The organism is Streptomyces sp. NBC_00234 (assembly GCF_036195325.1).
In the GTDB taxonomy this organism is placed as follows: domain Bacteria; phylum Actinomycetota; class Actinomycetes; order Streptomycetales; family Streptomycetaceae; genus Streptomyces.
The window spans coordinates 6,770,504-6,791,325 of record NZ_CP108101.1 but is presented as its reverse complement, the minus strand read 5'-3'; the positions used below and the strand labels follow the sequence as shown (position 1 = coordinate 6,791,325).

Here is a 20,822-nt window from a genome sequence, read left to right as displayed (position 1 = left end):
GTCTCCTCGGGGCGGGCGTGGCACCCGGGTACGGAGCGACCGAACCCGGGTCGTACGCCCGCCCCTGCGGGGACCCTCCTGCACGGCCCCACCCACGTATCGCGGTCATCTGCCTCCCGGTGGCACGGCCCGCAGCGACCCTCCGGCACCGATCCCGTCTCCGCTCGCCCGGTGGCACGGCCCGCAGCTGCGTTCCGGCCGGTCCGGGGCCGTGCAGGAGGGTCCCCGCAGGGTGACGAACGGATACCCGGGTACGCATCCGTTCCCGCCGAACGTTCGTTGCCCGAGGAGACACTCCGGAGGGGCCCCGGACCACCCCGAACCGGCCACCACGGACCGGGGCACCACCACCCAGCCCGTCCGGCGCTTGAGGACAAAGACCCGAGCCAAGGACAGCGGCAAGGGATCAACCCGCGAACGGAGTACCCGGCATCCCCACACCCACGTCCGGGAGGACGAGGAGCGACCCCGACAGCGGATGCGGCGCCGTCAGACCCGTGCGGGCCGTCGAGATGTACAGGTCACGCAGCCCCGCCCCGCCGAACGCACAGGACGTGGGGCGCCGCACCGGCAGCACCACCGTCCGGTCCAGCCGCCCGTCGGGCGCGTACCTGCGCAGCGCCGCACCGTCCCACAGCGCCACCCACACGCACCCGTCGGCGTCGACCGTCAGACCGTCCGGCGTACCGGCTCCCGTCTCGATCACGGCGAACGGCCGCCGGTACACGGCGCGTTCACCGAGGAAGTCGAGTACGTCGATGCGGCCCGTGCCCGAGTCGACGTAGTACATCAGCCGGCCGTCCGGGCTCCACCCGGTGCCGTTGCTGCACGCCACGACACCCAGCGCGTCGGTCGCCGATCCGTCCGCGGCGACCCGGGTCAGGCTCCCGCCGACCTCGTCCTCGTCGTAGCGCATGGTCCCCGCCCACAGCGCCCCGTCGGGCGCCACGGCAGCATCGTTTCCGCGCCGCCCCGGGACGGGGTCGTGGACCAGCCAGGAGAAGGCGCCCGCGGCGTCGTACAGGCCGATGCCGTCGCGGAGGTTGACCACCAGCCCCCCGCCCGCACGCGGCTTCGCCGCTCCGACGTGCTGTCCGGTGGCCATGACCGTGCGGCGGCCCGATTCCGGGTCGTAGGTGTGGACGCGCGAGCCGAGGATGTCGACCCAGATCAGCCGCCCGGCGGACGCGTCCCAGGTGGGCCCTTCGCCGAGCTCGGCCTGTTCCCGTACGGCTACCTCGACCGCGGGCTTCACGCCTGCCCCTTGCGGTGTCCGAGCCGGGCGGAGAGCGCGTCCGCGCCGCCGGCCGCGAGCCCGGCCAGTTCCTCTTCGCGCTCCTCGCTCCAGCGGATCATGGGTACGGAGATGGAGAGCGCGGCAACGACCTGGCCCGCCCGGTTGCGGACGGGTGCGGCCACGCAGCTCACGTCCGGGTTCGACTCCCGGTGCTCGACGGCGATGCCGCGCTTGCGGACCAGGGCGAGCGCGGCCCGCAGCTCCGCGGCGTCGGTGACGCTGTTCTCGGTCATCGCGACGAGCTCACGGCCGTCGAGCCGGGCGTCGAGCTCGGCCTCGGGAAGGGCCGCGAGCAGGAGCTTTCCCACGGAGGTGCAGTGCGCGGGAAGTTTCCGGCCGGCCGCCGAGACCATCCGGACGGCGTGCGTGGAGTCCACCTTGGCGATGTAGATGACCTCCGTGTCCTCCAGGATGGCGACATGGACCGTCTCCCCGCAGCTCTCGGCGACCTCCCGGGCCACCTGCTGCCCCTCGGCGGCCAGGTCGAGCTGTTCGGCGTACCGGCTGCCGAGCTGGTACGTCCGTACGCCCAGCCGGTAGCGGCCCGGCTGTTCCGGGACCGTCACCAGGTAGGAGCGCGCGGCGAGGGTGGTGAGCAGTTCGTGGACGGTGGTGCGCGGCAGCTGTAGCTTGCGGGTGACCTCGGGGGCCGAGAGGGTTCCGTCGCCCTGGAGGAAGAGTTCCAGTACATCCAGCGCCCTGGTCACCGCTGGGACGAGTCGTCCCATGTTCTCCCACCCATTCCATATGTTCGACACTCCGGTCAATGACCGGAATCACGAACGCAGGCTAACCGCAGCGAACTTGCCCGGGCAACGGCGGCGACAGGAGGAGATGACGGAATCACGGACGGTTCGCCGGGGCTTGCTGGCTTTTGTTGTATTTCACGGGCCGGGGGCCGGTCCGCGCGCGCCTCCTGGTTCGACACGGCGCGACAGGGTATTCGCTGTGCCATGCCCTCATCGAGAACCACACCGACCGTCCGACCGTCCGCCCACCTGGGGGCCTGGCTGCGGCGACACGACCTCGCCGCCTTCGAGAGCGTGGCCGGCCGGCACTGGCCGGGCGCGGAGCCGCTGCTTCCGCGGCTGAGCCGCAGTGCGAACCACGGGCTGTTGTGGTTCGGCGCCGCGGCCGGCATGGCCGCGCTCGGCAGCAGTCCGCGGGCCCGCCGCGCGGCGCTGCGGGGCGTCGCCTCGCTGGCCCTCGCCTCGGCCGCGATCAACACCGTGGGCAAGGGCGCCGTGCGCAGGCAGCGGCCGGGGCTGGACGCGGTTCCGGTGATACGGCGGCTGAAGCGCCAGCCGTTCACCACGTCCTTCCCGTCCGGGCACGCTGCCTCGGCCGCCGCTTTCGCCACCGGTGTGGCCCTGGAGTCGAAGGGCTGGGGTGCGGTGGTCGCCCCGGTCGCGGCGGCGGTCGCCGCCTCACGGGTCTACACGGGGGTGCACTATCCGAGCGACGTGCTGGCCGGCGCGATGCTCGGCGCCGGCGCGGCCTTCGCGCTGCGCGGGGTCGTACCGACCCGGGGACAGCTGCCCGCACCCGGGAGACCTCCGGCCGGGGCTCCCGCCCTCGAGGAAGGGCAGGGTCTGGTGGTCGTCGTCAACCGGGAGTCGGGGTCGGCGACGGCCGCCGCCTCGCTGGTACGGGACGCGCTGCCCCTCGCCGAGGTGGTGGAGTGCGATCCCGCCGATCTCCGGGGGAAGCTGGAGGAGGCCGCCGGGCGCGGCCTGGCGCTGGGGGTCTGCGGGGGCGACGGGACCATCAACGGCGCGGCGGCCGTCGCGACGGCGCACAAGGTGCCACTGGCGGTGTTCCCCGGGGGAACGCTCAACCACTTCGCGTACGACCTGGGTATCGAGACCGTGCAGGACTCCGTCGCGGCTCTCACCTCCGGCAGCGCGGTGCGGGTGGACCTGGGACGCTTCCGTCCCGGCCCGGACGGGCCCGAGGGGCCGGACGGCTGCTTCGTCAACGCGTTCAGCCTCGGTGTCTATCCGGAGCTCGTACGGACCCGGGAGCACTGGGCGCCCCGCATCGGGGGCTGGCCGGCCGGCGTGCTCGCGGCGTTCGAGGCGCTGCGCGGCAAGAGCCCGCTGGAGGCCGAACTCCAGGGGCGCCGAAGGCGGTTGTGGCTGGTGTTCGCCGGAAACGGCACATTCCAGCGGGTGGGCCCGATGCCCGGGCGCCGGCACAACCTGGCGGACGGCCTGCTGGACGTCCGGGTGGTGCACGGTGGCCGCACTCCGGGGCTGCGGCTCCTGGCCGCGGCGATCGCCGGTCCACTGACCCGCTCCCCCGTTCACGCGGCGGTGCGGCGGAGCCGGATCCGGCTGTCCGGCCTCGTCCCGGGCACCCCGTACGCGTACGACGGCGAAGTGGCCCACTCGGGAACCGAGTTGATGATCGACAAGCTGCCGGAGGCGCTCACGGTCTACTGCCCGATGACCCTGTGACCACATCGCGAGACGCGTATCTCATCATTCGACATGCGGACGTACCGTGTCCTCACCTGCTGTCGAAGCATTTCCGAGAGAGGACGTGCGGTCATGTCGAAGGAGACGGCCGTGTACACCCACGGCCACCACGAGTCCGTTCTGCGCTCGCACCGCTGGCGGACCGCGGCCAACTCGGCCGCCTATCTGATCGGTGGACTCCGCCCGGGAATGGCCGTGCTGGACATCGGATGCGGCCCCGGCACCATCACGGCCGACCTCGCGGCCCTGGTCGCTCCGGGCCGGGTGACCGCCGTGGACATCACGGACGACATCCTCGGACGGGCCGCCGAGGTTGCAGCCGAACGGGGCCTGGACAACGTCGAGTTCGCGACCGCCGACGTGCATGCGCTGGACTTTCCCGACGACTCCTTCGACGTGGTCCACGCCCACCAGGTGCTCCAGCACGTAGGCGATCCGGTCCAGGCGCTGAGGGAGATGCGCCGGGTGTGCAGGCCGGGCGGGATCGTGGCGGCGCGCGACAGCGACTACGCCGCGATGACCTGGTTCCCGGAGGCGCCGGGACTGGAGGAGTGGCAGGAGCTGTACGGACGGGTGGCCCGCGCCAACGGCGGTGAGCCCGACGCGGGACGACGCCTGCTCTCCTGGGCCAGGCGCGCCGGTTTCACCGACATCACCCCGACCGCGGGTGCCTGGTGTTTCGCCACACCGGAGAGCCGTGCCTGGTGGAGCGGTCTCTGGGCGGAGCGTACGACGGCCTCGGTGTACGCGAAGCTCGCGGTGGAGGGCGGCCACGCGAGGGCGGAACAGCTGACGGCGATCGCCGCCTCCTGGCGTGCCTGGGGCGAGCAGGACGACGCCTGGTTCATGGTGCCGCACGGCGAGATCCTCTGCCGCGTCTGAGGCGCCGGTTCCGGCGGGAATCGATCACATGCCCCGGGTCGGCCAACTACCCTCGTGGGCATGGAAATCCTCGGAACCACGCTGCGTATCTGCGTCGACGACCTGGACACATCGGTGGCCTTCTACGAAGGCCTCACGGGCGCCCCGGCGCTGCGCTTCGAGCGCGGCGGGGTCTCGGTCGCCGCGATCGGCTGCTTCCTCCTGATGAGCGGGCCGGAGTCGGAGCTCGAAGTGCTGCGCAAGGTCTCGGCGACGATCGCGGTCAAGGACGTCGACGAGGCCCACGCGGCGCTGACCCGGGTGGGAGCGCGGATCGTCGCCGGTCCGGTGCCGACCCCGGTCGGACGCAACCTGATCGCCCTGCACCCCGACGGCTCGGTCTTCGAGTACGTCGACCGCAACGTGGCCGCCTGACCTCTCCGTTGCCGGGGCGTGCGCACGCCGGCACCTCGTGGGCCGGCACCGTCGAGCAGGACGGTGCCGACCCTAGGGTCTTTCGTTTGGATCAGGCCGGATCAGGGAGCGGGGTCTGGTGCGGGCAGCTGCAAGGCGGAGGAGGGAGTCGACGCGGAGCGTCGGCGACCGACGACAACGCCGGAGGGGGCCCCTCCCTGCTCGAGCGAAGCCGAGAGCTCGGGGGAGCGCGCGCCAGGGCACGCGAGCCCGGCATGATCCAAACGAGAGGCCCTAGGCGTGTGATCAGTGCTCCGGGCGCATCCGGTAGTTGTACGCGTCCGGGAGCGGGTCGCTGGTGATCGCCTTCCAGATCTCGCCCAGGATCTCCGCGCCCTCCCGCAGGTCGGCGACCTCGAAGCCGTCGTCGAAGAGGGCGCGGGTCGCGGTCGTGTCGCCCTCGGCGAGCAGGATGCGGGCCTCCAGGAGGCGGAAGCGGCCCCGGCCGCGGACCTCGGGACTCAGGGACGACCAGGTGCGGCGGGCCTCTCCGGGGCGGTCGGCGGCGAGTTGGGCCTCGATCGTCTCGCGGGCGAGGGCGTCCGTCGCCGCCGCCCAGGTGGCGTCGCCGTGCTGTGCGCACAGGTCGTCGAACGCCTCGCCGTAGTGGTCGGCGGCGCGGCCGGTCTGGCCGCTGTCCTTGGCCGCGACGGCGAGACAGCGCAGCAGGGGCCAGCGGGAGGAGGCGCGGGGCAGACCGCGTTCCCAGCTGCGGACGGCCTGGGCGCGGTCGTCGGCGTGCCACTGGGCGACACCGAGGTGGTACTCGGTGAGCGCGTCGGCGGGAGCCGTCTCCAGCATGTCGCGCCAGTGCGGGGAGACCAGGGAAGGACCCGGCGGGGCCGGAACACCGGGCGGGGGGAACGTGCCGGTGTTCAGCAACTCCAACCAGGGTTCCTGCTGTTCACCGAGCGTGGACTCGGCGAACGGGGTACCGGGGAGCTTGTACCCGGCCCGCCGGACTTCGAGCGCTCCCCAGCCGGAGCCGGTGGCGAGCTGTTCGACGGGCTCGGTGTCGGCGCAGGCGCGCCAGGCCGTGTGGGCGGCGTCCACCGCGGCACGCGGCAGCACCGCTTCGAGCCGTTGCCGGGCCTCCTCCCGGGCGAGGCCCCAGTCCGCGCCGTGCACGGCCGCGGGGTCCGCCGTGAGCGGTCCGTAGGACTCCAGCCAGCTGAACTCGCCCCCCGGTTCGAGCGGGATGTGCTCCAGCTGGGTACGGGCGAGCCCCGCCTGGATCTCCGCGTAGCCGCCGTTGCCCGGTTCGGTCAGCCAGCGCTGCCAGCGCCGGCCACCGGGACCGCTGCCCCAGAGGAACAGCTTGCGCCCGCGCAGGAGATCCGTGGAGGTCTGGACGAGTCCGGTCCCGTCCTCGTCCAGCGAGGCTATCCAGCGGCGGGCCCCGTCGGGGACCTCGTAGAAGTAGTCGGCGGGGTGCTCACTGCGCAGCGGGTACGTGCGGTCGACGCCACCGGTCTCCGGGACAGGGACGCGGCTCAGCGTCCGCTCGTAACCGAAGTGCCATGCCTCGTCGGCGGGGGCGAGGACACGTGTGCCCTCGTTCTCCGGGACGGCGATGTTGGACCACCAGTAGACGGGGGCGGGGTGCTCGTGCGGGTTGCGGATGCGCACCCCGACGTGCAGGAAGTCGGAGTCGTCGGGCAGCCAGAGGTCCACCTGGAAGGGCAGGTCGCGCAGCCGCTCCCATTCCCAGAGCCGGACCATGGTGCCGCCGTCGGGGGCGGGGACCACGGCGGCGTGGACCGGGGCACAGGCGAGGGTGGAGTGTCCGGTGGCGCCGATGTTCCACTCGATGCCCCCGGAGAACCAGGCCCCGTTGAGCGCGAAGGCGGCGGGCTGGAGCACGGGGTTGCGGTAGAGCAGTTCGCGGCCGGTCGGCTTGTGGTGCAGGGAGTGGATGCGGCCACCGAGCCCGGGGAGGACCGTGACACGGAGCCGGTCGTTCTCGATGACGATGGTGTCCAGGGCGGTGGGGGTGCGTTCGCGCCCGTACCCGTCCAGGATGCGCGCGGGCAGCACGGTGCGCAGCGGTTCGTGGCCCAGCTGTCGCGCCATGTCGCGGGGCAGTCCGGCCCGCTCCCGGTGGTCGAGTGTGTGCGGTGCGTCGAGCGGCCGCAGGGCGGGCAACGGGTTCTCCGGACCCAACGGTGCTGCGGGCAGAGTCAGTACGGCACGTCGTACGGTCGTGGCCAAGACAACCTCGCTCCCTCGCGCGGGCCGCCGCAGGTCCGGGCGCCCCCCGATGACCATGGAACACGGTGAAGGCCGCCCCGACCAGGGGCACGAGCCGTCAGTCTTCGGCGAAGGCCCCCACGACCAGATCGGCGAGGAGGGCGCCGGCCGTGCCGTCGGGGTCGAGATCGGGGTCGTAGACGGTCACGTTCAGGCCGACGCAACGGGGCGAGCGGACCAGGGTGCGCAGCAGGGGCGCGAGCTCTTCGGGAAGCAGTCCGCCGTCGTCGGGGCTGTCGACCGCGGGCATCACGCTCGGGTCGAGCACATCGGCGTCGAGGTGGACCCAGAAGCCGTCCAGGACAGGGACTTCCAGGCTCTCGACGACGGCGGCGGCGAGCTCGGCGGCGCCCCACGCCCGGATCTCGCCGACGGTCGCGTTCGGGATCTTCAGGGCGGTCATCTCGGCGCGGTCCTCGTCGTAGTCCCGCATGCCGAACAGCCGGACGTCCTCGTCCCTGAGGTAGGGGCGCAGCCCTTCCAGGTCGCTGAGGTCCGCCTGACCGCGCCCGGTGGCGATGGCCAGTTCCTCCCCGGCGGCGGCGCCGATACGGGTGTCGTTCCCCAGGTGCCGGAAGTCCGCGGAGCCGTCGACGGCGGCGAGCCCGTACCTCCCGATGCGGCGCAGGGCGAGGGTGGCCCCGAGCTGGATGGAGCAGTCCCCACCGAGCACGAGGGGGAACTCACCCGCGCGTACGTGCTGTTCGACGCGGTCGGCGAGCGTACGGGTGTACGTGGCGATGGCCGCGGCGTTGAAGACGCCGTCGCCCTCCTGCCAGTCGCCCCGGTCGTATCGCGGGGGCACGACGACTCCCCCCTCGAACGCACCGAGCCGCTGCACGATCCGCTGCTCGCGCAGCGCGCCCGCCAGCTTGTAACAGCCGGGAACGGCGCCGGGGGCCGGGGGCCGCAGTCCCAGGTTGGAGGGCGCGTCGATGACCACGATATTCCGCATGCCTCACATCCTCGTCGTCGTAATCTGCTCCTCGCAAGACATCGAGGACCGGGAAGGCGGCACAGAGGATGAGCGCGCAGCAGCACACGTACCGGGTGATCGTGCGAGGAACATGGGAGGGGCTGACGGAGGAGGCGCGCACCCGGCTGCTGTCGGAGGTGGATCAGCACGGCCTGACGGCGATGCAGTTCAGCGAGGAGGGCTCGCTGACCTACGACCAGGTGCTGAAGCACTTCAGCTACCGCTACGTCGTGGTGTCGGACGCCGAGGACGGCGAGGAGATGGCGGCGGCGATCGCCGAGGACCGCGCCGAGACGGACCTAAGGGGCCGCGGGTGCGACCACGGCGAGCTGCGCTCGACCGTCACGGACATGGACACGATGAAGATCAACTACAAGGGGCGGCGCGGGTCGGGAGCCGCGTGACGTCCTCGGGCCTCCGAAGCCGTCGCCACCGGACGAGGCCGCAGGCGAGGAAGCCGCAGGCGTCGTGGAGTTCGGTGCGTCGTTTCCGGTGCACAGCGGGGCCCCGCGCACCCGTGGCGGGTTCGGCTCACCCGGTTCCGGTCGTACGGCGGGCCACCGAGCCGGGCGCGGTCCGGCCGGTGCTCAAAGGGTGTCGAGGTCGGCGAGACGTTCCCGTGCCTCGGTGAGGCGGCTGGGGTCGGCTGCCGCGCCGAGGGACACGCACTCGGTGAAGGCATCCCGGGCCTCGTCGCGGTGCCCGGCGGCCAGCAGGGCGTCGCCGAGGCGGACCAGGGCGCGGCTCTCCACACCCGAGTTGCCGCTGGAACGCCAGAGCTCCACGGCGGTGCGCAGGTGGTCGGCGGCCTCGGACCAGTTCTTGAGTTCGGTGTGGGCCAGGCCGATGTTCATCTGCAGGATCGCACGAGTGAAGTCGGCGATATGCGGCTCGATGCGGTCGCCCGCCTGGTCGAGGAAGGCAAGGGTACGGAGGGCCTCCGTAATGGATTCCTCCTGCTGGCCTGCCAGCTGAAGGTTCTGGGCTGTGTTGGCCCTGGCCTGGAGGGTGCCGTGGAGGTCGCCGACAGCCTCGAAGAGCCTGGCTGCCTCGCGATTGTGTGGTGCCGCCGCATCGTGGTCGCCGAACAGGCCGAGGGCCCACGCACTGTAGTAGTGGGCCCAGCCCTGCTGGGTGAGGTCCTCGGCGCGCTGGGCGGCGGCGAGGGCCTGGGCGGAGCAGTCGACGCTGTCGCGGTGGCGGCCTTCGCAGATCAGCAGGGCCCAGGCGTGGTAGTTGAGGTGGGTGGCCTCGAGGAGGGGGTCGTCGAGGGCCTGGGCGGATTGGGCGGCGGTGCGGAAGACCTCGGGCCAGTGGCCCCAGAACATCCATTGGTCGGAGAACCAGTGCAGGGCTTCGGCGACTTCCACGACGGTGACGTGGTCGCCTGCGGTGGCGGCGGCACGCAGCGCGGCGAGCCAGTTGGCGCCCTCTGCCTGCAGCCACTGGCGGGCGTGCTCGGCAGTGGACAGGTCGACGGTGCCCTGCCAGGTGGGGGGCGGGGCTCCGTGGTCGGGTTCGTACCAGCGGCCGGCCACGACGGCCGTGTCGAGCAGCCAGCGGCGCAGGACGGATCGGCGTGCCTCGGCGTCCTCGGCGGGCTCTTCGGCGTGCATCCGGCGGCGGGCGTACAGGCGCAGCAGGTCGTGGAGGCGATAGCGGTCCTGGTCGGTGCCCAGCAGGCCGGTCTCGACCAGCTCCTCGAGGGTGTCCTCGGCGTCGAACAGCGGCTGCCCGGCCAGTTGGGCAGCGCCGGCGGCGCTGACGTCCGGGCCGTCGACCAGGGACAGCAGCCGGAACAGGCGGGCGGCGGTGGGGGTGAGCTGGCGGTAGGACAGGTCGAAGGCCGTCGAGAGATGGAGATCGCCGGCGGTCAGGGTGTCCAGGCGGCGCTCTTCCAGCGCGAGGCGATCGGCCAGGCGGCGCACGCTCCAGCCGGTGCGGGTGGCCAGCCAGTTGCCCGCCACGCGCAGCGCCAGCGGCAGGTGCGCACACCGGTGGGCCACCTCGGCGAGCGCGACCGGGTCGGCATCCGCGCGCTCCTGCCCGACCAGAGCGGTCAGGAAAGCGGCGGCATCGGCGGGGGACAGCTCACCGAGAAGCAGGCGGTGGATGCTCTCCAGGCCGGTGAGCATCCACCGGCTGGTCACCACCACCATCCCCGCGCCCGCGCTCGGCAGGAGCGGGCGGACCTGGGCCTCGTCGCGCGCGTTGTCCAGCACCAGCAGGCAGCACTGCTCGGCCAGCACCTGCCGGTACAGCTCCGGGTGGCCCTGCGGGCCGGCCTTCGCCAGGTCCCGGTCGGCCACCCCCAACGCCTTCAGCACGCGGAGCATCACCTCGGCCGCACCGGGCGGGGTGTCGTCCATGCCGCGCAGGTCCACCACCAACTGCCCGTCGGGAAAACGGCCGGCCAGCTCCCGGGCTGCATGCAGCGCCAGGGTGGTCTTCCCCGTCCCGGGCGGCCCGGACACCGCCACCACCACCGGTAGGCCGAGAGCCGCCTGCTCAGCCAATGCCGTCAGTCGTGCCAGCTCCTCCTCACGGCCGACGAAGTCGTCGATCCCGCGAGGGAAAGCACGCACACCGGACGCACCGTGGCGGGCGTTGCGGCCGGATCGGGCAGCGGCCAGCAGCCTCTCCCGCTCCGCCACACCCAGCCCCAGCCCGCTCGCCAGCGCCGCGACCGTTCCCCGCTGCGGAGTCGCCCGCCGTCCCCGCTCGAGATCCCCGATCCCGCGGACACTCACCCCCGACGCCTCCGCCAGCGCCTCGATCGTCAGCGACGCATCCAACCGCAACTGCCGCAGCAGCACCCCGAACCCCGCACCCCCCACGTCGGCCACACGACTCATCCTGACCCCTCACATCACCTGTCCCCGAGCCGGGCCCTGTGCGCCCGGGCGGCCCACGGCACTCGCCAAAGGACGAGAACAGCTACCGCATACAATATTTTCACACGTAGGGGAATCCCGACTTGAGCGGGAGGGCCCGGGAGTCACGTGTAAGTGTGCGGGCCATCGGCGATCTGGAACGGGGCCGGCGATCGGCTCCGCAGCGGCGGACGGTGGCTGCGCTTGCTGAATGCCTGGGACTGGGTGAGCCGGAGCAGGAGCGGCCTGATCACCTTCCTGGACGAGGCCGGGGAGCCCCTGAGGGTGCTCATGGGCCGCTGAACCGACACCCCCGCAGGCGTCAGCGCCGTGGTTCCGGTGCTGCACAGCACCCCGCCTTCGGCCGCCCTGCGCGTCTTTCTGCCTGTGTTCTGCCTGGAGCCCGCCATGCCCGACTGCTTGGCTGTTCGTGGAGGGAAAACCGGCCGCGCCGAGCGACCCGCCTCCGATAGCAGAGTGTCCTTGCCCACGTGACGGGACGTCCCGTCGTGATGAGCCTTGGCCCTCAGTTCCCAGGAGTTGTCGGCTGCCGGCCCGGGCCCGTGCTGTATGCGGGCCCCGAGGGCTCCGCCGCCACTGCGCGGGTGGAGAGGAGAATCAGTTGAGTGTGGTGTTGACGACCGCTTCGGTTCCCGACCGGGACAAGATCGCTTACTGGCGTGACGCGGTGGGAAGGGCGCTGGTCCCGATGACCGTCGCCCCGCGGGGCGACGGTCCTTTCTCCGGCCGGATCACGACCGACCGCCTCGGGTGCCTGCGCGTATCCACCATGGAGGCCGACGCGAAACGAGTGAGCCGTACGCCTGAGCTCATCACGGGCTCGTCCGAGGCGCTCGTCGCGGTCGGCATCCAGGTGTCGGGCACGGCAACCCTGATCCAGAACGGTCGACGAGCCGAGGTGGGCGAGGGCGACCTCGTGATGTACAACACGGCGCGGCCGTACTCCTTCGACTACCCGGAGCGGTTCTCCACCCACGTCTTCCAACTACCCCGCCGGGCACTGGGCGTTTCGGACGACGAGATCCTTCAGGTCTCCGGAACCGTCGTCAGCCCGTCGGACGGCTTCGGAGCGGTGCTGCAGCCCTTCCTCAGTACGCTGGCCACCTCGGCGCACACGTACTCCCCCGACGTCAGAGGCAAGTTGGCCAACTGTGTCATCGACCTTTTCGCCACGCTGGTAGCCGATGCGACCCGGCACGCTCCCGCAGATCTGGATACGGCCCGAAGCGACCTCGTGCTGCACATCCGCCACTACATCGACCGGAACCTGGGCAAGGGGGATCTGTCACCCGAGGCCATAGCGAGGGCGCACCACATCTCCGTCCGCTACCTGCACCGGATCTTCGAGGGTGAGGGAATCACCATCGGGCGGCTCGTCCAGCAGCGCCGCCTCGAGGAGTGTGCACGCGAACTGGCCCGCCGGGGCAGGGCGGCCCCCACCGTGTCGGCAGTGGCTCAGCGATGGGGCTTCGTCAACCCCGCCCACTTCAGCCGCACATTCCGTGCCGCCTACGGCCAGTCGCCCAGCGAATGGCGCAGCCTACGCACCTCCGGCTCCGACGCACCGCTGGTGGTCGCTCTCCCCGGCGCCGAACACGCGTAGCCGCCCGCGGCGCGGTCCAGTAGGGTGCCCGCTCGGAACGGTCAACGGCCGGTCGCGTGCCCCGGGCAGCGACACTCCGGGAGCAACTGCGGTACCTACGGGACCGCTGACGAGCCGCGGTACGCGGTGTACCGGAAGCACCCTCCCCCACTCACCTCAGGCCGTCATGGCCTTCTCAGCAGGAGACCATGTGAAGGACACCGTCCCGTCATCGGATCAACAGCCGGTCCTGGACGGCCCCTCCCAGGCGTTCGTGGCCAGGCACACCTGTCCGCCCGCAGCGGAGGACCCGGACCCGAAACGGGCGCGACTGGCCCTGGCCCAACTGCAGGGCGGAGGCCGCGTTCACGACGACGGAGCCACGTCGACGGAGTGGTTCGCGCTCCCGGGCGGGCCGACCGGGCATGTGCGGGTGCAGGTCGTCAAGCCCGTCGGCAGCGTCGGCAACGTCCCGGTCGTGCTGTTCCTGCACGGGCTCGGCTGGGTACTGGGAGACGCCACCACGCACCAGCGCCTGATACACGAGTTCGCCCTCGGCACGGACGCAGCCGTGGTCTTCGTGGAGTACGAGCGGGCACCGGAGGCGCAGTACCCCGTGGCCGTCGAGCAGTGCTACGCGGTCGCGAAGTGGGTGTCCGAGCAAGGCGGCGACATCGGCCTGGACGGCAGCCGGATGGCAGCGGTGGGTGACTCGGCGGGCGGCAATCTGGTGGCTGCACTCACCCTGCTCGCCAAGGAGCGGGGCAAGGTCCAACTGGTCCAGCAGGTGCTGTTCTGCCCCATCACAGACGCCAACTTCGACACTCCCTCCTACCGGGAGTTCGCTCAGGGCTACTTCCTCGGCCGCGAGACCATGCGCTGGTTCTGGGACCAGTACCTGCCCGAGCCGCAGCGGCGGGGCGAAGCCACGGCGTCACCCCTGCAAGCCTCGCTGGAGCAACTGACCGGACTGCCCCCGGCACTGGTGGTCACCGGCGAGGCCGATGTCCTGCGCGACGAGGGCGAAGCCTACGCGGCCAAACTCCGGGCGGCAGGCGTCCAGGTGGTGTCCATGCGCTACCACGGCACGGTCCACGGCTTCATGGTGCTCGACCGCCTGCGCGGCACGGCCGCCGCCCGCGCCGCCCTCGTCCAGGCCCTGGACACTCTGCACGTCGCCCTGCACCGCTACCGCGGCTGAGTCCCTGCTTCTTCCTGCCGGACAAGCCGTGCAACGCGGCGCCTTGGGCTTCCGACGGGCTGTCGAGAGCCGGCCGTCGACAGAAAGGCCCGTGCCGCCGCACCGAACAGGGTGCGGCGGCACGGGCACGAGCGGGGCCGGTTCACCGGGCCGTTTTGATCCGGGCGGCCAGGAGATTGGGGTCGTTGTTGGTGAAGTAGGCGCCGCTCGCGATGTAGGCGGTGTCGCCGCGTATGGCCAGCGAGGTCGGGTTCTCAAGCCCGTCGGCACCTGTCAGCACGACGGTGTGGCTGCGGCCCGGCCTGACCAGGACAAGCTCGTTGTCGGCGTTGATCGCGGCGAGGAAGGTGTCGCCACGACCGGTGAAAGCGAAGTCGTCGATGTTGATCAGACCGGTGGCCCGGGTTTCGACGGGACCTGCGGTGCCGTACCGGGTGGCCTGGATGCGCACCACTGTGCCCTTGTCCAAGTTGGACACCCAAACCGCCCCGTTGTGGATCTTGACGCCATTGGCTCCGAGGAATCCGTCGGCGGCCAGTTCGGGGGTGGTGACCCACCGGGTGGGCGTCCCCCCGGTGACGGGCACCCGCCAGACCGTGCCGAGGACCGAGTCGGCCACGTACAGGAGGCCGTCGTGCCGGTCGAGGGCCAAGCCGTTGGGCAGGCCATCGGCGGGGAGGGCGGCGATGCGCTCCGGGGCGCCGCCCGGGCGCAGGCGCCACACACCGGTCAGATCGCTGCTGCCGGTGGCGTACAGGAAGTACAGCGTCCCGTCGTCGGCACGGACGATTCCGCCGAGGAAGGGTGAGGAGAGGGCAGGGGTGTCGGCGCCGGCCGGAGGCTGGGGCAGGGTAGCGAGGACGCGCACCCGACCATCGGGGTGGATGCGGGCCACCTGGCGGCTGAAGGCGAAGGTGACGACGGCGCCGCCGCCCGGCTGCAGAGTGATGTTCTCCGGTCGCTGCCCGTCGGAGATGTCCAGATGGGCCACGAAGCGCACCTCCGGCTTCGGGGCGGCGGTGGCCGGGGCCATAGGGCCGGCCGCGGTCACGACGAGGGCCGCCGCGACGGCCGAGGCCAGGAGGCCGGTGCGCGGCACTGTCGGGAATCCGAGCATGGGAATCTCTTCTCTCTGTCTGTCTGTCTGTATTGCAGGGAGTGGGACGGTGGGCCCTCACCACCGGTGCGCCGGGCGCTTGCGACGGCCTGCTGGTGCGCGGCGCTTCGCCAGGTGAGAGAAGTCACCAGGGAGTGGGGAAGGCCGCCGTGGCGTGACGGCCAGTCGGCCGGACGGGGCGAGCGGGTGCGTACGGGGTCAGTCGGAGGTGGCCCGTACGGCTTCCTCGATCAGGTCGACGACGCGATCGGGGTGGGCGAGCATCACCAGGTGGGAGGAGTCGACCTCCACCGTGGTCATGCCGGCACGCTGGTAGCCGTAGCGCTCCACATCGGGGTTGATGGTGTGGTCGGACGAGGCGACCAGGCCCCAGGACGGCTTGGTCTTCCAGGCTGCGGCCGGGGCCGCCTCGGCGAACGCCTGTGCGGCCAGGGGCCGCTGGGACACGGCGAGGACTGCGGCGAGCCGTGGGTCGACATCGGCGGCGAAGATGTCCGGGAACCTGTCGGTACGGACCGACACGTCGGTGCCGGGCGTGTCCGACCCCTCAACCGGGAAGGGGGTGTAGACGAGTGCGGCGGCAAGGTCGCTGTCCGGGAACCGGCCCTGCAGTTCACCGAGGCTCTCTCCCTTCTCCAAGGCGTAACCGGCCAGGTAGACGAGCCCCTTCACGTTGTCCTCCGTGCCGGCGACGGTGATGACCGCGCCACCGTAGGAGTGGCCGACCAGGACGACCGCACCACGTATCTGGCGGACGACGGAGGCGACGTAGGCGGCGTCCCCTATCAGGCTGCGGTTGGGCACGGCCGGGGCGACCACGTCGAAGCCGCGGGCGATCAGCCGGGGAATGACCTGTGCATAGCTGGCGGCGTCAGCGAATGCGCCGTGCACGAGAACGATGGTCGGCTTGTCGGAACTGGGCATGGGAAACTCCCTCGTCAATGGGGTGGTGGGCTCTCGCGCGGCCGGTCGGCCGGCTCGGGGCTGCCGAGTGGTGGCCCCTCTGTTGTGGCGTGTCACGAGCCGGCCCCGGGATCGGTTGGTGTGCGATGTGCACTGACCGGGCTGCTGTGGACGCACTGCCGGGTTCTCCGCCGGGACTCCGTGCGTGGGTCGTGTCGAGCAGGAGATCGTCGACACGTGAGTGACTCTAGGGACTACCGGGCGCCTTGTTTGTCTGTCCGTGCCCTGGCTGTGGCCTGTCCGTGCGCACCGAGCGAGCACCGGCCGGGCCGCGACGTCGGCATCCATGCAGACGATCCGGACCACCGTTCTTTCACAGGCAATGCTCTGTGCGTTCCTCGACAACCTGTACCGGCCACCGGAACTTAGGGTCTGGCATAGAAAACCTATTCCACACTCTTTCTCCTTCGAGGCAACCATGGATCAGCATCTCGGTACGGTCACACATACGGTGACGGCGCACCTCAGCATTCCGAAATTCATGCCCGTTCCCTTGTCCGCGGAACTGCACTACGACATGGCGGACCCCTACGCCATTCGCCTTTCTCTCGGCGCGCCGATGAAGAGACCCGTGGACTGGGTATTCGCCCGCGAGCTGGTGTCCGAGGGCCTGCACCGGCAGACCGGCTCCGGTGACGTTCTGGTCATTCCCCTGCACCTCGGCCATCTGCACTTCCTACGTGTCGTCCTGAGGAATCTTGGCGGCACTGCGGTGGTCGACATTTCGGTTCCGGAGGTCGCCGCATTCCTTGAGTCAACTTTCGAAATGGTGCCCGAAGGAGCGGAATTCCTCCATCTGAACATCGACGACACCATCAGCGAACTCACGGGCAAACGAGGCTGAGCACGACCCCGATCGCACCCGCCGGATACCCGGGCCGGGTAGTGGACGTGTTCCTCCCCAACGGTCTCGCAGGCACATGACAGGAGAGTTCGATGAAGACAAAAACCAAGCCGCTACTGACGATATGGAAATGGCAAGCCGACGCCGCGTGCCGCGGTATGGACAGCTCGGTCTTCTTCTCGCCGCCCGGCGAGCGGGGCCGTGCACGCCGTCGACGCGAGGATGCGGCACGCGCCATCTGCCATCGGTGCCCCGTAAGCGAACCGTGCGGCCTCTTCGCCATGACATCCGATCAGAACTTCGGCGTCTGGGGCGGACGGACCGAGGCCGAACGCCGCTCCCGGACCGCCGACGTTCACCCTTACGCCGCCGAAGCCCTCAGCTGAATGCCGTGCTGTCTGTCGGTTCATCCTCATTGCGCCACCAGGAGCCGCACCGGAGGAGACTCGGGTGCGGCAACGGCGGACGGTGTGGAGCAAGGGCGACCCGGCCTCCCCGACAGCCCCTCGGCCTCAGTCGAAGCGCAGGTCGGCGAGTTGGCGTTCGAGCACGGTGACGTCGTCCTCGGACTCGGCACGGGGCGGCCGGCCGGCCACGAGCGCGGCCAGCTCGCCGCCCGCCCGCCGGATGCGCGCGGGAAGCCCGTCGGTGTGCTGGTCTCCCCCGGATCCCCAGTCCTCGGACGCCGCGTACACCGCGGTGGGTACGACAACGGCCCGCAGATAGGCGAAGAGCGGGCGCAGAGCGTGCTCCAGGACCAGGGAGTGGCGAGCAGTCCCGCCTGTCGCGGCGACCAGGACCGGCTTCCCGGTGAGGGCGTCCGGGTCGATCAGATCGACGAAGGACTTGAAGAGGCCACTGTAGGAAGCCGCGAACACGGGAGTCACGACGATCAGGCCATCGGCCTGCGTCACCGCCTCGATCGCTGCGGTCAGTCGGGGTGACGGAAATCCGGTCACGAGATTGTTGGCGACGTCCCCGGCCAGTTCGCGCAACTCGATGACCTCGGTCGGCAAGATGCGCCCCTGGCGGGCGAGTTCGCCGCGGGCGGACTCGACGAGCCGGTCCGCGAGCAGGCGGGTGGAGGAAGGGGTGCTCAGCCCCGCGGAGACGGCGATCAGACTCATGCGGCGGTCACTCCCTGCGGCTTCGCGGCGGCGGTGACCCGCGCCGCGTGCGTCGGCGCGTTCGGCACGTCGGCCGGGCGTGCGTTCGCGAACTCCTTGCGCAGTACGGGCACGACCTCCTCGCCGAGGATGTCGAGCTGTTCCAGGACGGTCTTCAGGGGCAGCCCGGCGTGGTCCATCAGGAAGAGTTGGCGCTGGTAGTCGCCGACGGTCTCCCGGAAGGTCAGGGTCCGCTCGATGACCTCCTGGGGAGAGCCCACCGTCAGCGGAGTCTGCTCGGTGAATTCCTCCAGCGACGGACCGTGGCCGTACACAGGGGCGTTGTCGAAGTAGGGCCGGAACTCCCGTACGGCGTCCTGGGAGTTCTTCCTCATGAACACCTGTCCGCCGAGACCCACGACGGCGTCCTCCGGACGGCCGTGACCGTGGTGGGCGTACCGGCGCCGGTACAGCTGGACCATGCGTCGGGTGTGATCCTTCGGCCAGAAGATGTTGTTGTGGAAGAAGCCGTCGCCGTAGAAGGCGGCCTGCTCCGCTATCTCCGGGGTTCTGATGGAGCCGTGCCAGACGAACGGCGGAACGCCGTCCAGCGGCCGAGGTGTCGAGGTGAAAGCCTGCAGGGGCGTACGGAACGTGCCCTCCCAGTCCACGACGTCCTCGCGCCACAGCCGGCGCAGCAGCGCGTAGTTCTCCTTGGCGAGGTTGACGCCCTGGCGGATGTCCTGGCCGAACCACGGGTACACCGGGCCGGTGTTGCCCCGCCCCAGCATGAGGTCAACCCGGCCGTCGGCCAGGTGCTGCAGCGTCGCGTAGTCCTCCGCGATCTTCACCGGGTCGTTGGTGGTGATCAGCGTCGTGGCGGTGGACAGGATCAGCTTCTCGGTGCGGGCGGCTATGTAGCCGAGCATGGTGGTCGGCGACGACGGTACGAACGGCGGGTTGTGGTGCTCGCCGGTCGCGAAGACGTCCAGGCCGACTTCCTCGGCCTTGAGCGCGATGGTGATCATCGCCTTGATGCGCTCGCGCTCGGACGGCGTGCGAGCGGTGGTGGGGTCGGCTGTCACGTCCCCGACGGTGAAGATGCCGAACTGCATGGGGTCTTCGCTCTCCTGAAACTGTCTGGATCCTGCGGATGTGGGCCGCGGTAGCGGCGGGTGCGGCGTCACTTCGAAAGGAAGGCGAGGAGGGCCGTGTTGACCTCCTCCGCGTGGGTCCACAGCAGCCCGTGCGGAGCGCCCTCGATCTCGACGTAGTCGGCGGACGGCAGCATCCGGTGGAACAGGCGCGCCGTGCCCTCGGCCGGGAGGATCCGGTCGGCCGTTCCGTGCACGATGAGCGCAGGGACGTCGACGGCGGGGATGTCGGCGCGGAAGTCGGTGTACCAGGTCGAGGGCGCGGCCGCGGCCGCGATGGAGCCGCCACTGGCCGCGACATTCCAGCTGTTGCGCACGGCTTCGGCGCTGATCCTGGTGCCGAGGTTCTCGTCGAGGTTGTAGAAGTCGTTGAAGAAGGCCGTGTAGTAGGCGTAGCGGTCGGCCTTGACCGCGTCGACGACTCCGTCGAAGAACTCCTGGGGTGCGACACCGTCGGGGTTGTCGTCGTTCTTGAGCAGGAAGGGCTCCAACGAGGCAAGGAACGCGACCTTGGCGACCCTGTCGGAGCCGTACGTGGACACGTAGCGGGCGACCTCGCCGGTGCCCATGGAGAAGCCGACCAGGACGGCGTCGCGCAGGTCGAGGGTCTCCATCACGGTGTTCAGGTCGGCGGCGAAGGTGTCGTAGTCGTACCCGGTCGTCGGCTGGCCGGACTGCCCGAATCCGCGGCGATCGTAGGTGACCACGCGGTAGCCGGCGTCGAGCAGCGCGGCGCTCTGGCGCTCCCAGGAGTGCCCGTCGAGCGGGAAGCCGTGAATGAGGACGACCGGCTGGCCGGCGCCGTGGTCCTCGTAGTAGAGGTCGACGGCGGCGGAATTCTCCTGGCCCACGGTGATGTACGGCATGGGGTGTTTCCTCGATTCGATTCACTGGTCCGGGCGTTGGCGCGGCTCGGTATGCCGTCACACGCTATGACCGGTGTGGGAACGTCAGTTGTCACGCGACGCACCGTGACTTGCCCATGAGTGCAGGGTTCCGCCCGGAATCGACCGGTTGCGGCGACCACAGGGGCAGGTTCGGTCCGAAGCTCGGGGTCGACGTCCGCGGCAAAGGGTGGGAACGCTCGGTCTCAGCCGAAACGCCGGTGCCGGTCTCATACGAGACCGGCACCGGCGATGGGCGTACGGACGAGCTTGTTTACCGGACCGGAGTCGGTGCTGACGGCGCCTCCGCAGGAATGCGCCACCGGTTCACGGGCCGGGTACGGCCACGTACCGCTGAGGCGCTGTTCGGGGGCGGCATGCTCCGGTCGGCGTGCTTCAGAGGCCGAAGTGTGCGCGGCGCGCCTCAGTCACCAGCTCGGCGTACTCGGGGTGCTTGCCGATCCACGCCCGGATGAAGGGGCAGTGCGGCAGGACGTTCAGCCCGCGTGCCCGGGCGTCGTCGAGGGCTCCCCTGGCGAGCAGGCCGCCCAGACCCCGCCCGGCGAACCGGGGATCGATCTCGGTGTGTATGAAGGCGATCTCGCCCTCCGAGAGGCGGTAGTCGGCGAACCCCGCGGTCTCGGTGCCGTCGTCACCGGCGAGGATCTCGTAGCGGGACTTCTCGGGGTGGTCCACCACCTGCGGTTCCATGGGTGCTCCTGTGCGGTCACGGCGTCAA

General features: G+C 70.8%; 19 protein-coding genes. 8 read left to right on the top strand and 11 right to left on the bottom strand.

Annotation, left to right across the window (positions count from 1 at the left end):
* Positions 1-406 precede the first annotated feature (406 nt).
* A complete protein-coding gene (locus tag OG230_RS29835) occupies positions 407-1,255 on the bottom strand; it encodes an SMP-30/gluconolactonase/LRE family protein (protein ID WP_328906834.1) in 849 nt (282 codons plus the stop codon).
* A complete protein-coding gene (locus OG230_RS29830; protein ID WP_328906833.1) occupies positions 1,252-2,025 on the bottom strand; it encodes an IclR family transcriptional regulator in 774 nt (257 codons plus the stop codon). The genes OG230_RS29835 and OG230_RS29830 overlap by 4 nt, the downstream gene beginning before the upstream one ends.
* A 225-nt stretch (positions 2,026-2,250) precedes the next feature.
* Here OG230_RS29830 and OG230_RS29825 point away from each other — a divergent pair, with 225 nt between their 5' ends.
* The 3 genes from OG230_RS29825 to OG230_RS29815 all read left to right on the top strand — a co-directional run bounded on the left by OG230_RS29825 (position 2,251) and on the right by OG230_RS29815 (position 5,073).
* Positions 2,251-3,756: a bifunctional phosphatase PAP2/diacylglycerol kinase family protein gene (locus tag OG230_RS29825; RefSeq protein WP_328906832.1), complete on the top strand. Its 1,506-nt coding sequence runs from the start codon at positions 2,251-2,253 to the stop codon at positions 3,754-3,756.
* Between the two features lie 93 nt (positions 3,757-3,849).
* A complete protein-coding gene (locus tag OG230_RS29820; RefSeq protein ID WP_328906831.1) occupies positions 3,850-4,659 on the top strand; it encodes a class I SAM-dependent methyltransferase in 810 nt (269 codons plus the stop codon).
* A 60-nt stretch (positions 4,660-4,719) separates the two neighbouring features.
* Entirely contained in the window at positions 4,720-5,073 is a 354-nt protein-coding gene (locus OG230_RS29815) for a VOC family protein (RefSeq protein ID WP_328906830.1), read from the top strand.
* A gap of 285 nt (positions 5,074-5,358) precedes the next feature.
* Here OG230_RS29815 and OG230_RS29810 read toward each other — a convergent pair whose 3' ends face one another.
* Both OG230_RS29810 and OG230_RS29805 read right to left on the bottom strand, forming a co-directional pair.
* Positions 5,359-7,323 carry a DUF5107 domain-containing protein gene (locus tag OG230_RS29810; protein ID WP_328906829.1) on the bottom strand — a complete coding sequence of 655 codons (1,965 nt, stop codon included), beginning with the start codon at positions 7,321-7,323 and terminating at the stop codon, positions 5,359-5,361.
* Positions 7,324-7,420: 97 nt separating this feature from the next.
* Positions 7,421-8,317: an arginase family protein gene (locus OG230_RS29805; protein WP_328906828.1), complete on the bottom strand. Its 897-nt coding sequence runs from the start codon at positions 8,315-8,317 to the stop codon at positions 7,421-7,423.
* A gap of 68 nt (positions 8,318-8,385) precedes the next feature.
* Between OG230_RS29805 and OG230_RS29800 the strand changes: the two genes are divergently transcribed.
* Positions 8,386-8,742: a DUF6204 family protein gene (locus OG230_RS29800; RefSeq protein WP_328906827.1), complete on the top strand. Its 357-nt coding sequence runs from the start codon at positions 8,386-8,388 to the stop codon at positions 8,740-8,742.
* 183 nt (positions 8,743-8,925) lie between these two features.
* Here OG230_RS29800 and OG230_RS29795 read toward each other — a convergent pair whose 3' ends face one another.
* Positions 8,926-11,193: an ATP-binding protein gene (locus OG230_RS29795; RefSeq protein ID WP_328906826.1), complete on the bottom strand. Its 2,268-nt coding sequence runs from the start codon at positions 11,191-11,193 to the stop codon at positions 8,926-8,928.
* A gap of 640 nt (positions 11,194-11,833) precedes the next feature.
* Here OG230_RS29795 and OG230_RS29790 point away from each other — a divergent pair.
* Together OG230_RS29790 and OG230_RS29785 are read left to right on the top strand one after the other, a co-directional pair.
* Positions 11,834-12,835: a helix-turn-helix domain-containing protein gene (locus tag OG230_RS29790; protein ID WP_443051408.1), complete on the top strand. Its 1,002-nt coding sequence runs from the start codon at positions 11,834-11,836 to the stop codon at positions 12,833-12,835.
* 190 nt (positions 12,836-13,025) lie between these two features.
* The gene (locus OG230_RS29785; protein ID WP_328906825.1) at positions 13,026-14,015 is read left to right on the top strand and encodes an alpha/beta hydrolase; all 990 of its coding nucleotides are present in this window, start codon (positions 13,026-13,028) and stop codon (positions 14,013-14,015) included.
* A gap of 142 nt (positions 14,016-14,157) precedes the next feature.
* Here OG230_RS29785 and OG230_RS29780 read toward each other — a convergent pair whose 3' ends face one another.
* Together OG230_RS29780 and OG230_RS29775 are read right to left on the bottom strand one after the other, a co-directional pair.
* Positions 14,158-15,132 carry a hypothetical protein gene (locus tag OG230_RS29780; protein WP_328906824.1) on the bottom strand — a complete coding sequence of 325 codons (975 nt, stop codon included), beginning with the start codon at positions 15,130-15,132 and terminating at the stop codon, positions 14,158-14,160.
* 198 nt (positions 15,133-15,330) lie between these two features.
* Entirely contained in the window at positions 15,331-16,056 is a 726-nt protein-coding gene (locus OG230_RS29775) for an alpha/beta fold hydrolase (protein ID WP_328906823.1), read from the bottom strand.
* A gap of 325 nt (positions 16,057-16,381) precedes the next feature.
* On the opposite strand from OG230_RS29775, the gene OG230_RS29770 reads away from it, so the two are divergent.
* Both OG230_RS29770 and OG230_RS29765 read left to right on the top strand, forming a co-directional pair.
* Positions 16,382-16,939, top strand: coding sequence for an SsgA family sporulation/cell division regulator (locus OG230_RS29770; protein ID WP_328906822.1), 558 nt, complete (start codon positions 16,382-16,384; stop codon positions 16,937-16,939).
* Between the two features lie 92 nt (positions 16,940-17,031).
* Positions 17,032-17,325, top strand: a complete 294-nt coding sequence (locus OG230_RS29765) for a WhiB family transcriptional regulator (RefSeq protein WP_328906821.1) — start codon at positions 17,032-17,034, stop codon at positions 17,323-17,325.
* A 126-nt stretch (positions 17,326-17,451) separates the two neighbouring features.
* Here the strand turns inward: OG230_RS29765 and OG230_RS29760 are convergent, their stop codons facing one another.
* The 4 genes from OG230_RS29760 to OG230_RS29745 all read right to left on the bottom strand — a co-directional run bounded on the left by OG230_RS29760 (position 17,452) and on the right by OG230_RS29745 (position 20,794).
* A complete protein-coding gene (locus OG230_RS29760) occupies positions 17,452-18,066 on the bottom strand; it encodes an FMN reductase (RefSeq protein ID WP_328906820.1) in 615 nt (204 codons plus the stop codon).
* Positions 18,063-19,160, bottom strand: coding sequence for an LLM class flavin-dependent oxidoreductase (locus tag OG230_RS29755; protein WP_328906819.1), 1,098 nt, complete (start codon positions 19,158-19,160; stop codon positions 18,063-18,065). Before OG230_RS29755 ends, OG230_RS29760 begins: the two co-directional genes overlap by 4 nt.
* Before the next feature lie 68 nt (positions 19,161-19,228).
* Positions 19,229-20,065, bottom strand: coding sequence for an alpha/beta fold hydrolase (locus tag OG230_RS29750; RefSeq protein WP_328906818.1), 837 nt, complete (start codon positions 20,063-20,065; stop codon positions 19,229-19,231).
* Positions 20,066-20,479: 414 nt separating this feature from the next.
* Positions 20,480-20,794 (bottom strand): GNAT family N-acetyltransferase, encoded by a 315-nt coding sequence (locus tag OG230_RS29745; RefSeq protein WP_328906817.1) that lies wholly within the window; start codon positions 20,792-20,794, stop codon positions 20,480-20,482.
* Between the last annotated feature and the right edge of the window lie 28 nt (positions 20,795-20,822).

What these genes read in the sequence shown, in the direction of transcription:
- OG230_RS29830 (WP_328906833.1), bottom strand. Translation starts at nt 2,025, where the DNA reads ATGGGACGACTCGTCCCAGCGGTGACCAGGGCGCTGGATGTACTGGAA.
- OG230_RS29825 (WP_328906832.1), top strand. Translation starts at nt 2,251, where the DNA reads ATGCCCTCATCGAGAACCACACCGACCGTCCGACCGTCCGCCCACCTG.
- OG230_RS29820 (WP_328906831.1), top strand. Translation starts at nt 3,850, where the DNA reads ATGTCGAAGGAGACGGCCGTGTACACCCACGGCCACCACGAGTCCGTT.
- OG230_RS29815 (WP_328906830.1), top strand. Translation starts at nt 4,720, where the DNA reads ATGGAAATCCTCGGAACCACGCTGCGTATCTGCGTCGACGACCTGGAC.
- OG230_RS29805 (WP_328906828.1), bottom strand. Translation starts at nt 8,317, where the DNA reads ATGCGGAATATCGTGGTCATCGACGCGCCCTCCAACCTGGGACTGCGG.
- OG230_RS29800 (WP_328906827.1), top strand. Translation starts at nt 8,386, where the DNA reads ATGAGCGCGCAGCAGCACACGTACCGGGTGATCGTGCGAGGAACATGG.
- OG230_RS29795 (WP_328906826.1), bottom strand. Translation starts at nt 11,193, where the DNA reads ATGAGTCGTGTGGCCGACGTGGGGGGTGCGGGGTTCGGGGTGCTGCTG.
- OG230_RS29780 (WP_328906824.1), bottom strand. Translation starts at nt 15,132, where the DNA reads ATGCTCGGATTCCCGACAGTGCCGCGCACCGGCCTCCTGGCCTCGGCC.
- OG230_RS29775 (WP_328906823.1), bottom strand. Translation starts at nt 16,056, where the DNA reads ATGCCCAGTTCCGACAAGCCGACCATCGTTCTCGTGCACGGCGCATTC.
- OG230_RS29770 (WP_328906822.1), top strand. Translation starts at nt 16,382, where the DNA reads ATGCAGACGATCCGGACCACCGTTCTTTCACAGGCAATGCTCTGTGCG.
- OG230_RS29765 (WP_328906821.1), top strand. Translation starts at nt 17,032, where the DNA reads ATGAAGACAAAAACCAAGCCGCTACTGACGATATGGAAATGGCAAGCC.
- OG230_RS29760 (WP_328906820.1), bottom strand. Translation starts at nt 18,066, where the DNA reads ATGAGTCTGATCGCCGTCTCCGCGGGGCTGAGCACCCCTTCCTCCACC.
- OG230_RS29755 (WP_328906819.1), bottom strand. Translation starts at nt 19,160, where the DNA reads ATGCAGTTCGGCATCTTCACCGTCGGGGACGTGACAGCCGACCCCACC.
- OG230_RS29750 (WP_328906818.1), bottom strand. Translation starts at nt 20,065, where the DNA reads ATGCCGTACATCACCGTGGGCCAGGAGAATTCCGCCGCCGTCGACCTC.
- OG230_RS29745 (WP_328906817.1), bottom strand. Translation starts at nt 20,794, where the DNA reads ATGGAACCGCAGGTGGTGGACCACCCCGAGAAGTCCCGCTACGAGATC.